Origin of the sequence: Bdellovibrio sp. HCB-162, from assembly GCF_047344985.1 — a bacterium.
Taxonomy (GTDB): Bacteria; Bdellovibrionota; Bdellovibrionia; order Bdellovibrionales; family Bdellovibrionaceae; genus Bdellovibrio.
The window spans coordinates 1,547,286-1,560,580 of sequence record NZ_CP178861.1 but is presented as its reverse complement, the minus strand read 5'-3'; the positions used below and the strand labels follow the sequence as shown (position 1 = coordinate 1,560,580).

Here is a 13,295-nt window from a genome sequence, read left to right as displayed (position 1 = left end):
TCACTTATCGGTCATGCGAGACAAAGCTAGAGGGAGCGTCTCAGTTTGAGACGCTTATTCTAAGAATTTGGCCTGTAAATTTTGACGTTTTTCCGAAGAAAGTGAGAATTCATTCGCAAAATAGCTTTCCATATTCCCGTAACGCTTTTCAATCTCACCAAACGCCGCATGAAGGAACTGCTCATTGGCGGACATCATATAGTGAAAACGCTTCAGAGCCTCAGCACTAAGAAGATGTTCAATCTGGTTGAGGATCTTCATGCGGAAAGGATGGAGTGTTTGCTCAGTCAAAAGATAATCTTCAACGACCGTTTGCTTTGGAACTCCTAAGGACAACAACAGCAAAGCAGAGCCTACGCCCGTGCGATCTTTTCCAACCGCACAGTGCTGAACCAAAGAACCATTTTGCAGGCTTTCAACTCTTTGAAAAAGTTTTTGATAGGCTGGGTTTGCAAAGGGAAGACGTTGATACAAAGTCTCCATGAAATCTTTTGGCAAAGCCTCAAGTCTTTGTGACGTAAAGAAATCGCCATCATCTGCAGAAGAGGCATGACTTGCCGGGTTCGCCGGACAGCATTCATAATTCACACCCTGCCACAATTGATCTTTGTCGTTTTCAGATTCATGAAGATCGCGATAGTCGATGATATGTTTTACTGGAAAAGCCTGCAAAACCTCGCAGTCTTTCGCTGTTAATCTAGAAAGAGATCCTGAACGAAAGAAGTGTCCTTTTTTCACACGACGACCGTCGGCTGTAAGATAACCACCGAGATCTCGAAAATTAATGCCACCTTCTAATTTCATTCGGAACTCCTTCTTTGCGGGAAAAACCATGATAACACATTTGACGTACAAAAACTGTGTTAGCTTTTCATAAAACGAATCAAAGGATCATAGTCTTGATGCTGGTCGGCGATTTTAAGAGCTTTAATATAAGTCTCTCTTTTCTCACCCATTCTGCCCAAATGCTCTTGGCCCCAGGAAAAAGTTATTCCCTCATATTGCCTCATCAAAAGGTCCGCCGCCAGACGAGAAAACCGCCCATTTCCATTGGGAAACGGATGAATCCAAACAAGACGATGGTGAAAGCGGGCGGCGATTTCTTCCATGGAAAAAGTCCGATGAGTGAGCCAAAATTTCACATCCTCTAAAAGAATCGCCAAATTATTTTGAATGGACTCAGGAGAAACGCCGATGTTGGTTTCCTTTTTTCGAAACTGTCCTGCCCACTCCCAGGTTTCCTCAAACATTTTTCTGTGCAAAAGACAAAGACCTGACGCACTGATAAGATCTTTTTTTAAGGTGCGGCTGTTAAAAGCCCAAAGAAGCGCTCGCGCAATTCCAGCGGCCTCAAACTCGTCAAGCTCCCCTTGGGTCGTGAGCCCCGGAATGAGCCCGCGTAAAGTTTCATCGTCGAGAGGTGTGGCCCCTGGAGGACTTTGGATTTTCACTTTGTGCTCTCCATATTCTGCGATCCTCTTTCAACAATAGTTCCTGCACAATGTTTTCAATCAATTGCTGTTGCGACTGGCGCGACGTATCTTGTTGTTCCAGTTGCATCGTATGCTCTGTGCTTCGCACGATGTCTCGCGCGGCTTTACGAGCTTGTTCTTCCAAAGTGCGCTGCAGTCCTTCGCCCTTAGGAACAAAGAAATAAACCAAATCACAATTCAACGCTTCGGCTGTCTCTTGCAGAGTTTGCAAAGTCAGCTTCCCCGTCACTTCATCTTTTTCAATGCGCTCTACTCGTTGTTTGATCACTCCGAGTCGCTCCCCAAGATCTTGCATCGTCATCCCAAGAGCCTGGCGGATCTCTTTGACCCATCCGTACTTAGGCGCTTTGCCAAGAAGAAATGTCTTATGCTCGTTAAAGAATCTGTCGAGCTGATTTCTGCGGAGCTTTGCCGTCTTCGTTCCCATAAGGCCACCTATTAGTCTATTTATATATAGACATACAATAACATATCGTCTATATATAGATAGACCTTTAGATATAAAAAATCTATTTATATATAGACAAATATAGGCGCTTTGGGATTTTTCAGCTCTAGAAAGAGCCTTCAATAACGATATAAAGGCCAAAGACTAGAGTCAAACGAATATGTAAATTATGTGTATGTTTAAGAAAAGGTCTAGGGTTTTGATTTAAAAATCAATATATCAACGGAATCATCAAACAGCGCTGAAAGGGTGACCTTTTGCATCCGCTAAATCAATCCAGTAACGGCGCACGAATTCATTTTTCTTGTCATCGAAAATTCGATTCTCAAGAGCACCACCGAACTTTTCGATGATTCGCCACGACGGCACATTGTGATCGGCACAGGTAATTAGTAATTTTTCAATTCCCAGTTTTTGACAGTATTGAAGCCCTTGACGGAATATTTCACTCGCATATCCTTTTTGGCGGTGACGAGGGCTTACGGCATAACCGATGTGCCCGCCTCTTTCCAAAAGATAGGCATTCAAACTGTGACGAATGTTCAAACGTCCTACAATTTCTCCGTTAACAAAAGCGTAAAGCATGGATGACGGCACTCTGTTTGGAGGAATCTTATTCGCATCCTTAGCATTTTCTAAAATTTGCAAATGCTCTTCGTGAGACATCCCCGGCTTCCACTCAAAAGTGTACCAAGTGAGATCTTCACCTTTCCAATCTTCCATTCCCTTTAGGAAAGCCGCTTCGTCTTGCTTTGTAAGCTCACGCAAAATCAGATTCATAAAATCCTACTGACAAATTTTTTGTAGTTTTTCTTCAGGATAGTCTTCGTATTTTTTTAACCCTACATCTGCTAACTTTAAATTGCGCGCATTCATGAACTGATATGTGAGTTCAGAGCCTCTTTTCGCAGGAGAAGCAGGATCTAAAGAATACACTTCATCTTTCTGCGCTTCAGAAAGCGGAATAAACTCCACGCCTTTTTTCTTATATTCCGTAATAAGCTTATCAATCATCTCAGCATCAAAAGCACCGATATGAAGAAGAAGCACGTGAGGAATACTGCGTTTAAAAAGAGACTGAGAAAGAACTTCCGCACGATCCAACATGTCCGTCGCATTTTTGATGTACGTCTGTTCTAACCATGCAATGGATTCTTGATCCTGCTTTGCCACACAACGAGAGTAAGGCCCGTTCCAGCTCCAGTCTTCAAAATCAATTGTCACTTGCGCTATTTGATAACCATGATCTTTTAAGAAACTGCGAATCGCACTTCTCGTTTCAAGAGCCTCCCCTTCACGCAGATAAGGATATCGGAAAAATTTCCAGTTTGATTTGCCACTCAACTCTTTCAACATGGGCTCATTAAGCTCGATAGATTTCTTGTAGTCTTCAAGAGAGACTTTGTTGATGTCTTCATGAAGATACGTGTGATTGCCAAAGGGATATCCCGCTTTTTTCCAAATTTTTAAAACTTCTTTGGACTCATTTTTCTTTTCAACTTTACCCGCATTGATAAATCCATAAACTTCAGGGATTTTGTGCTTACGAAGAACCTGGGTCATTTTCTTAGCGACCATTTCACGCGTCACGCCTGGAGGCAGATCTTGATGTGTCGGAAGATCGTCTACGGTGATAGCCACTTTGATGGACGCAAAGGCGGCGACAACAAAAAACTGGGATAAAACAAAAAAGAGAAACGATTTTTTCATGGATTAAGCATAGGAGTCGTCACGACACTTTGTCTTCGTAATTTCACACATTTGACATGTCATGCCGCTCCTTGCACAGTTCAAATGTCATTTAATAAACTAAATATGACTGATCTGCGCGTGGCTCAGCTTGGTAGAGCACTTGCTTGGGGTGCAAGAGGTCGCTGGTTCAAATCCAGTCGCGCAGACCATTTACCACCACGGAGCAATTATGAGCGACCACTCAACGAAACGTTTCTCCGCAGGAATTGTTCCCATCTTCAAAGAAGATCACGAAATTTTATTTTTACTTTTGCGTTCGTACAATTATTGGGATTTTCCAAAAGGCGAAGTCGAAAAAAATGAGGATCCTCTCGCCGCAGCCAAACGCGAACTTCAAGAAGAAACCGGCATTGAAAAAGTGCAATTCCCTTTCGGTGAAGCTTACAAAGAAACTCCGCCGTACAGCCAAGGAAAGATCGCTCGGTATTATATTGGCGAAGTTAAAACCAAGAGCGTCACTTTGGGAATCAACGAGGAGTTGGGCCGCCCCGAGCATCAAGAATACCGTTGGGTGAACTATAAAAATGCCAAGGCCCTTCTTGGCGAGCGTGTAGGAGCGATTCTTGATTGGGCGAATTCAGTTTCCAAGATTTAAGACGGATCCGTCCGAATACCGTCCCTAAATCAATATATTCGAATACAGAGCGGCACTGACATTGAAATATCCGGTTTCATAACCAAAATCGGAGGTTCCAATGAACTACAAAAAACAACTTCTTCCCCTTCTTGCCTGCACAGCCCTTATCGCGTGTCAGAAAGACAATTCCGGTCATAAACCCCTAACACCTTCACCGATAACTCCTAAACCTGTTGCTGAAACAGAGTACAAAACCCCAAAAACCATCGTCGATGAGAAAACAGGTCTTACTGTTACCACTCAAGAAGTAACGGATGAGGCTTTAGCCCGTCTCAAACAAGAAGCGCAACTGACGACACTCACTCCCTTCCCCGTTGATCCTCGTTACAATGCACAGCTATTCACATTAGATCAAAAGGAATACAGGGACTTCGTATTTATTGCTCCTAAGGTCTACGCTTTTTCTACTGCCGATGGCGCTCGCGTTTCCATTCTTGAAAACGAAGACGGCACCGTGAGCATTCCATTTCATGTGACGATGGTTTCGGGTCTTGAAAACAAAATCCCAGGTCCTAAAGGACAAGACCTTATCAATGTGCCTGAAAGCTATTTGATTAAAAAGACGGACGACCTTAGAACTGAAATCTCGTCTCGCAGTCGTAACAAAGTCGCCTTGTTGCCGGGATGCCCTAAGGCCTTCTCAATCAAAGTTGTCGATCGTGAATTCGATGTGACTCCGAAAGATCTTTCTATTTCTGACTACTGTGACTTAACGAAGCCTTTCACCGTGGCTTTGCGAACAAGTAAAAGCATGGCGCAATACATTTTGCAAAATGCGCTTTACAATAACACCGTGGACCTGCGTGCCGACTATCAAACAATGGTGCCTTATCTAGCTTCTAAAGTGACTGTCACGTTTGATAAGCGCCGCATTTACGATGAACTGGAAATTCACTTTAAGGCGAACTACAAAGGAATCGCTTCTGTCGATGCTCGCTACTACACAGAAAAAATCATGCGCAATCAAACGATGAGTGTCGATATTCGCGGTAACTACGATCAACAATTGCAGTTCGCCGTCGATCAAGCGATGAAGCTCTTCTTTGTCGAGGTTCCCGATGTAAAAAAAGTGGAGCTAGAATGCTCTGGAGCCATGGCGTGCGTGACTTTCAACCGCGACTATCGCGACTTCCAACAAAATCTTTCGTTTAGTTTCGAGCGCACGGAAAATACTTTAGGAAGCCGTGTTTTTAGAAGTACAACGCGCTTGCAACCTTTAAATGACCGCTCCGTCGTGATCGGCGAAGCCTCTGCTGAAGTGACAGATCAAGGCTTTAATCGCCCTTCTCTGTTCAACAATGATTCATCGATTGAAACAGGATTGACTATTCAACCAGGTGATCTTTTAGAAATTTCTCCGAGTTATTTGAATATTGAAGAACGTGAACTTGAAAAACCGAAAACAACAAAGACTTCCAATAATGTTTGTGTTGAAAGCTCAACGAAGTCTGTTTGCCATTCAGTTCCTGCCACTTGTATCAATAGATCCGCAGGCCCGGAAGTGGCAGCATGCCGCCGTGAAAATGTCTGCGAAGAAGTTAGAACTTGTGGACGCTATGAAGACCAATTTGTTATCTCTACAGAATATTCTTCAAGCCTTTCCCGCATGAAAAAAGTGGAACGCCCCGTAGGCCAGTTTAAAGAAATCTACGAAGGTTTGACTTTAAAATTCACGGTTGCGACTTACGACAGAAATGAAACAAAATTCACGGAAGTCGTTTGCCCACTCAGATACTTCCAGCGTGAAGGCAACGGCGATAGCCTCACCGTACGAATCGAAAATCAGCCGGGCTGCGAGATCTTTAAAAAGAATCAGAACTTACCGATCCTGCACATCAAAAATGACATCCAGATACCGAAGAAATTCAAAGTGGGCGTTGATAAGGTGAATTGGAAAGGTGAAGTTCTGCACAGACACTCTGAAGACACCTTCAGTCCTGCGATTGGTTTTGGCGGAACGATTCGAATTCGCGGCTATAGAATTGACAGCCAACATTTGAACTAAAGAACCAGCGGTCTCCCTTTCGGGAGATCGCTTTATTTAAAAATCTGACGAACTTTGCGGATGTCTAGAATAAGGTCTTCAACTCTTTCGTTGAGGTTTTCTAGCTTGTGGTAAACCTGGCTCATGTCTTTTTCTTTGCGGACATGGGCTTTTAGTTCTTTCATCGCGTTTCTTGCGCCTTCAATCGAAAAACGATCGCGATGCAAAAGCTTACGAATCAAAAGAGCATTCTCAACATCCTTACGTGTGTACATACGTTGATTGTTGGAAGCTTTTTTCGGACGAAGTATTTCAAACTCGGTTTCCCAGTAGCGAAGAACGTATTGTTTGATTCCCAAGATCTCTGCCACGTCACCGATTTTAAATCCCATTTTGTCTGGGATGGCGTTGATCTCTTCAAGAAGTTTGTCATCACAAAGCATCGCTGGGATCGAAATCGGAGCTGACGCTGTGATGGGACCTGATGTCTCTTCAACTTCTTCGATAAATTCCAATTGTTGATCCCCCAGCGAAAGTTCAGACACTTCCGCTTCGAGATTCTCTGGACTATTCGTTGTCATCGTAATCGTCGTCATCATCATCGTCCTCATCTTTTAAGTGAGCATACTCTTCACCGTTCAGCATCGCCTTTAAAACTTGAGACGGACGGAACGTAAGAACGCGACGAGCGGAGATTTTGATCTGCTCACCAGTTTGTGGGTTGCGACCAATTCTTTCATTTTTACCGCGAACAACGAAATTACCAAATCCCGAAATCTTAACCTTGTCGCCGTTTTGCAAAACATCCTTCAAGGTATCGAAGCACAACTCAACAAGTTCAGAAGCTTCTTTTTTCGAGAAACCGATTTTTTGATAAACGTTCTCGACGATATCGGCCTTAGTCACCGTTGATTTACCTAAGTTCTGGCCTGCCATATAATAACAACTCCATAAGTTACTTGTTTTCAGGGTAGCAACTCCCTGAAAACAATCAAGAATTTATCTCACAGAAAGATCAAAATTCTTTTTGAGACTCTCTAACACCTTGTTCGTCACTTCGTTGATTTGCGTTTCTTGCAGTGTGGCATTTTTATCCTGAAGCCACAAACGAATGGCGACGGATTTTTTGCCTGCTTCCATCTTCTCCCCTTCGTAAAGGTCAAAGACGTCTACATTCACAAGCAATCCTGCAGCAGCTTTGCGAATGTCTTTCATAACGTCGCCGACTTTCAAAGTCTTCGGCATCACGAAAGCGAAATCACGCTCTACCACTGGGAACTTAGAAACACTTTGAATACGATACGGACGAGGTTGACCTTTATAAAGCTGATCTAAATCAAACTCCGCCAACGCCGCTGGCACACGGATCTTGTTATCATCCAAAAGAACCGGATGAAGAGTTCCGATAAAACCAACCTTCTTGCCTTCAACCAACAGTTGAGCATATTGCCCTTGGTGCATAAACGCTGGCACCTCGGCCTTATTCGCCGGTGTTACCCACGTATAAGAAGAAATATTCAAAGATTTGAGCAACACTTCAACTGCTGCTTTAAGTTCAAACACAATTGGATAATCCAAAGACTTATTCCAAAGATTTGATGATTTACCCCAAAGAGCCAAACCCAAACGACTGCTTTCACCGTAAGAGCCATCGTCCTTCACTGCGAAAGTGTTTCCGATCTCAAACAAACGGCCTTGCATATTTCCGTAGTGGAAATTCGTATTCAAGTTTTTGAAAAGACCATAGCTCAATGACGATCTCATCACATCCATTTCTTCATTCAAAGGATTCATAATACGAATCTCTTTTTCTGAAGAAGTAAGGCCCGCCGCTTTCATCGTTTCCAAAGAACCCAAGAAAGCTTTTTCGCCTTTAGAACCTACAAACGCAAAATTGAACGCTTGCTGGAAACCTTCCGCACGCATCAACTCACTTGTTGTACGATTGAGCATAAATGCTTTGTCATGATGAGACGGTGCCGATGCAAATACTGGCAAAGCTTCTGGAATATGCTCGTAACCATTCAGGCGCGCATACTCTTCCACCAAGTCCATGTCTTGCTCAAGATCGAAACGGAATGTCGGAGGAAGAACTTTATAAGCGCTTCCCGCCTTTTCCACTTCACAACCCAAACGTTTCATGAAATCGACAAATTTATGCTCTTCCGCTTCATAACCCAAACGATCTGAAACCGTTTGTACAGAAATAGAAACCGGAGCTTTCTTCACTGGATTTGGATAGAAGTCATGGTGATCGCCATAAGCTTCGCCACCAGCCACTTCCAAAATCAAAGCGGTTGCACGGTTCAAACCACGAAGTGCTCCATCTGGATCCACACCGCGAGAGAATCTGTAAGCAGAGTCCGTATCGATACCGTGAGAGCGAGAAGTTTTACGCGCACTCATTGGCAAGAAGTAAGCTGCTTCCAAAAAGACATTCGCCGTCGTATCGCTAACGCCAGAGTTTTTACCACCCACAACGCCCGCCAAACACACCGGATGAGAAGTATCACGGATTGTGAGTTCTTCACCGTTCAAAGAAATTTCAGATCCATCCAAAGTGATGAACTTTTCGCCCGCAGTGGCGCGGTCTACGATGATTTTTTTACCACCAATGAAAGCCGCATCAAACGCATGCAACGGCTGACCGAGTTCCATCATCACGTAGTTCGTTACGTCGACGATATTGTTGATGGAGTTAAGTCCCACACTCTCAATACGTTTTTGAAGCCATTCAGGAGAAGGACCAACCTTTACGCCCTTAATGTAGCGACCTGTATAACGAGGACACAAATCAAAAGCTTTCACTTCAAGAGCGATTTCAGACTTCGTTGACTGAGAACTTGTTTTTGGTTCTGCTTTCGGAGCTTTTAATTCTTTACCGAAAAGACAAGCCACTTCACGAGCTAAACCATAATGACTTAAACAATCCGCACGATTCGGGGTCACCTTCAATTCAAAAGTGATGTCGTCATATCCAGCATACTCCGCATAAGGTTTTCCAACCGGAGCATCTGCAGGCAAGATCGCAATACCATCAGATTCTTTCGCAAGTCCGAGTTCTTTTAATGAACACAACATACCTGCTGAATCCACACCGCGAACCGCAGATTTTTTAATCGCGAAATTTCCTGGAAGAACCGCACCTGGCAAAGCCACGATCACACGGTCACCAGCTTTGTGGTTTTGTGCTCCACACACGATTTGATGAACAACACCCTCGCCTGTCGAAACACGGCACAATGATAATTTATCCGCATTCGGATGTTTGTCTTTTTCAAGGATGTGACCAATCACCACGTGATTGAAATCTTTTGCGCGATTCGTGATCTCTTCAACCTCAAGGCCTGCGCGAGTTAATGCCTCAGCAAGTTCTTCCGGTTTTTGGAAAAACTCTGCCACGTCTACATAATCTTGGAGCCATTTTAAACTGATCTTCATTTTACAAACTGCCTTAAGAATCTTACGTCGTTTTCAGGGAATAAACGGATGTCTTCAATGCCGTACTTGATAATCGCCATACGCTCGATACCAAATCCAAACGCGAAACCTTGCCATTTTGGATATTCGATTTTCGCTGCTTGGAATACTTTCGGATTCACAAGACCGCAACCGCCGATCTCAATCCACCCAGAGTGTTTACAAAGACTGCAACCTTTGCCTTTACAAATTGGGCAAGAGCAATCCACTTCCGCAGAAGGTTCTGTGAATGGGAAAAAGCTTGGACGGAAACGAGTTTTTAAACCCGGGCCGAAGAACTCCCGAACGAAGAAACTGATCGTACCCTTTAGATCCGCCATAGAGACTTTTTCATCCACACACAACGCTTCAATCTGATGGAAGTTTGGAAGATGCGAAATATCGCTATCACAACGGAACACAGGACCCGTACCGATCACACGAAGAGGCAACTTCTCTGTTTCCAAAGAATGAATTTGGATTGGCGACGTGTGTGTTCTTAACACATGAGTCTTATCGATAAAGAACGTGTCTTGCATATCACGCGCAGGATGGTCTGCGGGAATATTCAAAGCTTCGAAGTTATAATAATCTTTTTCAATGAGTGGACCTGTGCGAACACTGTAACCCAAACGCGCCATCACTGTGAAAATCTCTTCGGTCACAATGTGAACGGGATGTTGCGTGCCTTTAGGTTGCGTGAAAGCCGGAAGAGTCATATCGATTTCTTCTGCTGACATCTTCGCTGAGATCTCTTTCTTTTTGAGATTTTCTTCAGCTTCCGTGTAAGCCACCTCAAGAAGTTGCTTCACTTCATTTACTTTTTTACCAAAAAGAGGCTTCTCTTCTTTTGGCAAAGTGGCCATTTCTTTCATGATCTCTGTAAGAGATCCGCTTTTCCCCAAGTATTGAACTTTGAGGTCATAAAGGTCTTTGGAGCTCGGGGCCGCTTTAAAAGCCGCTAGAGCGCTATCTTTAATGGAATCAAGTTTGGTCGTCGACATAGTCCCGTATAATCACCCCAGAACCACGTATTTTCAAGCGTTTAGCTTTTTCACACAGTGCAAAAAAGGCTTGAGATTGTGGGACTTTAGCTCTATCTTCCCCCGACCCTATGGCTCATAAGAATAAGACCAACTACAGCCCCTATAAAGCCCGCCAAGAAAGCCGCAAAAAAGGCCTTGGAGGCGCAAGTTTGCCGTCCTCGGGACCACAAATGGGGCGTCATAAAAAGCCTGAGTTGATTTATGAGCTCAATGAGGCCAACGATCGTCTGGCGGATGTCTTTCGCAATCACGACTTTACGATGGTCAATCACGAGCAAAGAATGCAGCTTGCGCACTTCTATCGTCTGCTGATGCTCAACCAAGAAAAAGAAAACTTCACTCGTCTTCTTAAGCTTCGTGACATTGCTATTAAACACTTCATCGATAGCATTATCATCATGAAGTATACGAAGCTTCAGTTTCCTCTTTTAGATGTAGGCACAGGCCCCGGATTCCCCGGCATTCCTCTTAAAATCATGTTCCCTGAAGAAAAAATTCTTCTCGGCGAGGGCGTCCAACGTCGCGTGGAGTTTTTAAAACACGTGCGCTCGGAAATGAAACTTAAAAACTTGGACATCCTCGGTCGCAATATTAATAAATACTGCGTTTATCCCGTGAATGGCGCCATCACTCGCGCTGTTGAGGATATCGGAAACACTTTAGGTAACGTGATAAACTGCCTGCAAGTAGGCGGTCGCGTTTACTTTATGAAAGGTCCCGGAGTTGATCCCGAGATCATCGCCGCAAAGAAAAACTGGAGCGAATACTACAAGCTTGTTGAGGATGTCGCTTACACTTTGCCAAATTCTCCGCATGAACGTCGCTTGGTTGTTTACGAAAAAATCAAGAACATGCCTTTGCCTGAAGAGGACGAAGGTGAAGAACTTCTTTTAGAAGAACTCTCTGGCGAAGAGAAAAAGCGCTGGGCTAAATACTAATGACGATACAAGTCCCTCACCTCTTACAACTAGCTCGATTGCAAGCGCGCAAAGGCGACTTGCACGAAGCCCGTTTGACGGCTGGGGACGGTCTCGCTCTTTTTTCCAAAGAAAAAGAAGCAGCATTTTGGCTTGAGTCGGCTCGTATCTATTTCCAATCTTGCGTAGAGCTTGAGGAAATCCCTTTAGCACAGTCCGTGATGACGGAAGTTTTGGATCTTCTTTCTTCCGGCGTTCTTTCTGAAGCTCATCAAGCACAAGCGGAAACTTTGATCGGCTCTTGGTTGCGCGCTCAGGAAAAAGTAGATGAGTCTCAAGCTTACTTAAACTCGGCGATTGCAAAAGCGACTCAAAGTCGTGATCTCGACACTTTGGCTCGTGCCTTATTGATTTGCGCTTTCAGCCTTTCTTTTGATCCTAAAAATCATTCGCAAGCTCTTTTGAATTTAGATAAAATTGAAGTTCTACTAAGCGAAATCGACAATCCTGAATTGGATTTCACAGCTAAGACCATTCGCGGTTATATCTATATTGAAAAAGGTCTTTACGATCAGGCATTGGACGTTCTTTGGAAAAACTATGAACACGCCAAGCAGCATGGGTTTCTTCTTTCGATCTCTGGCGTTCTAGCGCAGTTGGCTCGTGTTCACCGTCTGCAAAATCAAGATGAGCAGTTTAAAATTTACGGAGAGCTGGCTCTTAAAGGTCTTGAGCGCACCAAAGCACCAAGACTTTATAAATCTATCGCTGCGATTTGTCCTGAAAATCTAAACGGTCTTAAGCCTCACTATGATTTCCAAATTGATGAAAAAAGCCGTTTTGTCAGTGAGAAAACCAAAGGGCCGATTGATTTTAAAAATCAGCACATTCTTTTTGATCTCGCGCTGCTCTTTATTAAAAATCCGGGTCAACGTTATTCAAAAGAAGATCTGGTTTCTAAAATCTGGAGTCAGATTTACGATCCGGATTTGCATGACAACTTGATTTACGTTTCGATCAAACGTCTTCGCACTTTGATCGAACCTGATTTGGAAAGTCCACGCTACATCCTGCGCGATCGCAAAGGATATTATTTTAACCAACAGTCCATTGTCCAATTTAAGAACTTGGAGGAAGCATCTCTATGAAGTTCCTAACCTCACTTCTTTTGATTCTTTTTAGTGTTGTTGCACTTGCCCGCTCCGGAGACGGTCCTACCGTTCCATGGCCAACGAGCATTGATCGCGAATCTATTTTCACCGAAGATTTGCAAGGCGAATGGGTTGCTTACGGACACAACTCGGTTTGGTATATCAATATCGATCAAAAAGACATGGAGCCAGAGCGTTCTTCCATTCAAATACAATCAGCAGCTCTTTTCACTCGTAAAGCGTCAGGGTGGTTCTTATCGGCAGATCGCATCTTCTACGGCAAGCTGAAGATGGACGAAAACCATGAGACGGCATTTGTGATTTTCAGAGATTACGAAGGCACAAAGCTTCGTATCGCAACGGGTTCGCACCGTTTCCTGGATCTAAAACTTTATCGCACGAAATAGG

At 43.9% G+C, this 13,295-nt stretch carries 14 protein-coding genes and 1 tRNA gene; 6 read left to right on the top strand and 9 right to left on the bottom strand.

Features of this window, described 5'->3' with window-relative positions; genetic code table 11:
- Positions 1-54 precede the first annotated feature (54 nt).
- The 5 genes from ACLSSO_RS07605 to ACLSSO_RS07585 all read right to left on the bottom strand — a co-directional run bounded on the left by ACLSSO_RS07605 (position 55) and on the right by ACLSSO_RS07585 (position 3,651).
- Positions 55-804 carry a tyrosine-protein phosphatase gene (locus ACLSSO_RS07605; RefSeq protein ID WP_413944553.1) on the bottom strand — a complete coding sequence of 250 codons (750 nt, stop codon included), beginning with the start codon at positions 802-804 and terminating at the stop codon, positions 55-57.
- Between the two features lie 59 nt (positions 805-863).
- Entirely contained in the window at positions 864-1,451 is a 588-nt protein-coding gene (locus tag ACLSSO_RS07600; protein ID WP_413944552.1) for a mobile mystery protein B, read from the bottom strand.
- Positions 1,408-1,920, bottom strand: coding sequence for a mobile mystery protein A (locus ACLSSO_RS07595; RefSeq protein ID WP_413944551.1), 513 nt, complete (start codon positions 1,918-1,920; stop codon positions 1,408-1,410). The genes ACLSSO_RS07600 and ACLSSO_RS07595 overlap by 44 nt, the downstream gene beginning before the upstream one ends.
- 252 nt (positions 1,921-2,172) lie before the next feature.
- Positions 2,173-2,721: a GNAT family N-acetyltransferase gene (locus tag ACLSSO_RS07590; RefSeq protein WP_413944550.1), complete on the bottom strand. Its 549-nt coding sequence runs from the start codon at positions 2,719-2,721 to the stop codon at positions 2,173-2,175.
- 6 nt (positions 2,722-2,727) lie between these two features.
- Positions 2,728-3,651 carry a polysaccharide deacetylase family protein gene (locus tag ACLSSO_RS07585; protein ID WP_413944549.1) on the bottom strand — a complete coding sequence of 308 codons (924 nt, stop codon included), beginning with the start codon at positions 3,649-3,651 and terminating at the stop codon, positions 2,728-2,730.
- A 114-nt stretch (positions 3,652-3,765) separates the two neighbouring features.
- On the opposite strand from ACLSSO_RS07585, the gene ACLSSO_RS07580 reads away from it, so the two are divergent.
- The 3 genes from ACLSSO_RS07580 to ACLSSO_RS07570 all read left to right on the top strand — a co-directional run bounded on the left by ACLSSO_RS07580 (position 3,766) and on the right by ACLSSO_RS07570 (position 6,335).
- Positions 3,766-3,842 (top strand) — tRNA-Pro (locus ACLSSO_RS07580).
- A 20-nt stretch (positions 3,843-3,862) separates the two neighbouring features.
- A complete protein-coding gene (locus ACLSSO_RS07575) occupies positions 3,863-4,288 on the top strand; it encodes a bis(5'-nucleosyl)-tetraphosphatase (protein WP_413944548.1) in 426 nt (141 codons plus the stop codon).
- A 100-nt stretch (positions 4,289-4,388) separates the two neighbouring features.
- Positions 4,389-6,335: a hypothetical protein gene (locus tag ACLSSO_RS07570; protein WP_413944547.1), complete on the top strand. Its 1,947-nt coding sequence runs from the start codon at positions 4,389-4,391 to the stop codon at positions 6,333-6,335.
- A gap of 32 nt (positions 6,336-6,367) precedes the next feature.
- On the opposite strand, the gene ACLSSO_RS07565 is transcribed toward ACLSSO_RS07570, so the two are convergent.
- The 4 genes from ACLSSO_RS07565 to pheS form a co-directional block, all read right to left on the bottom strand.
- Complete coding sequence (locus ACLSSO_RS07565; protein ID WP_413944546.1) at positions 6,368-6,916, bottom strand: MerR family transcriptional regulator; 549 nt, start codon at positions 6,914-6,916, stop codon at positions 6,368-6,370.
- Positions 6,882-7,220, bottom strand: a complete 339-nt coding sequence (locus ACLSSO_RS07560) for an integration host factor subunit alpha (RefSeq protein WP_063208455.1) — start codon at positions 7,218-7,220, stop codon at positions 6,882-6,884. Before ACLSSO_RS07560 ends, ACLSSO_RS07565 begins: the two co-directional genes overlap by 35 nt.
- 93 nt (positions 7,221-7,313) lie before the next feature.
- Complete coding sequence (pheT, locus tag ACLSSO_RS07555; protein ID WP_413944545.1) at positions 7,314-9,755, bottom strand: phenylalanine--tRNA ligase subunit beta; 2,442 nt, start codon at positions 9,753-9,755, stop codon at positions 7,314-7,316.
- Complete coding sequence (gene pheS, locus ACLSSO_RS07550; RefSeq protein ID WP_295905716.1) at positions 9,752-10,777, bottom strand: phenylalanine--tRNA ligase subunit alpha; 1,026 nt, start codon at positions 10,775-10,777, stop codon at positions 9,752-9,754. Before pheS ends, pheT begins: the two co-directional genes overlap by 4 nt.
- Before the next feature lie 110 nt (positions 10,778-10,887).
- On the opposite strand from pheS, the gene rsmG reads away from it, so the two are divergent.
- The 3 genes from rsmG to ACLSSO_RS07535 are packed head-to-tail and all read left to right on the top strand — an operon-like array spanning position 10,888 to position 13,294.
- Positions 10,888-11,757 (top strand): 16S rRNA (guanine(527)-N(7))-methyltransferase RsmG, encoded by an 870-nt coding sequence (gene rsmG, locus ACLSSO_RS07545; RefSeq protein ID WP_295905718.1) that lies wholly within the window; start codon positions 10,888-10,890, stop codon positions 11,755-11,757.
- Complete coding sequence (locus tag ACLSSO_RS07540) at positions 11,757-12,884, top strand: winged helix-turn-helix domain-containing protein (protein WP_413944544.1); 1,128 nt, start codon at positions 11,757-11,759, stop codon at positions 12,882-12,884. Before rsmG ends, ACLSSO_RS07540 begins: the two co-directional genes overlap by 1 nt.
- Positions 12,881-13,294: a hypothetical protein gene (locus tag ACLSSO_RS07535; protein ID WP_413944543.1), complete on the top strand. Its 414-nt coding sequence runs from the start codon at positions 12,881-12,883 to the stop codon at positions 13,292-13,294. Before ACLSSO_RS07540 ends, ACLSSO_RS07535 begins: the two co-directional genes overlap by 4 nt.
- The last annotated feature ends 1 nt before the right edge of the window (position 13,295 follow it).